Here is a 595-nt window from a genome sequence, read left to right on the forward strand (position 1 = left end):
CCCGGTGGCGATCGGCCATCCGCGTTCCAGGGCGGTGTCGTAGCGCAGGTGCTCGGCCTTGCCGGTCAGGTAGTTCACGGCCTCGTCGATGCCCTTGCGCTGGGCGCCACGCAGTCCGGCGGTGCGGGCGGCTGCCTCGAGTGCGGTGGCGGTCTGCTGCACGCCGCCGCCCAACAGGATGCGGGCGTGGCGGGCGACCCAGCTCTCGGCGGAGGCATCGCCGCTGTCGTGCAGGCACCAGGCCGCTCGCCATAGATATTCGAGTACGTGGATCAGGTCGACGATGATGTGGATGTCCACACCGCGTTGCCGTGCTTCGGCCTTGATGAGGTCGATTTGATGGCGGGCCCCGTCGACGAGAACGACCCAGGGACGGCGGTGGCCGGGGTCGCGGTGCTCGGCCTGGTCGAACACGGCGGCGACCACCTGCGCGGCGGTGTCGGTCACCGAGCCGCACAGCCACTTCGACCGGGCCTTCGGCCCCTGGCGGCGCTCGGGCGCCGCGCCGTGGGCGGCGTCGTCCTGCCGGACGGCGTCGTCTTGCCGACCTGGGTCGGTGATGATGTCGTCCACCGTGCGCGGCGCGGGCTCGGCA

General features: G+C 72.1%; 1 pseudogene. It reads right to left on the reverse strand.

The annotated features are described in order from the left end of the window. Window positions 1-595, reverse strand: a pseudogene (locus VXC91_RS46660) (ISKra4 family transposase); the annotation flags it as partial.

Source organism: Streptomyces chiangmaiensis (assembly GCF_036281785.1).
Classification (GTDB): domain Bacteria; phylum Actinomycetota; class Actinomycetes; order Streptomycetales; family Streptomycetaceae; genus Streptomyces; species Streptomyces chiangmaiensis.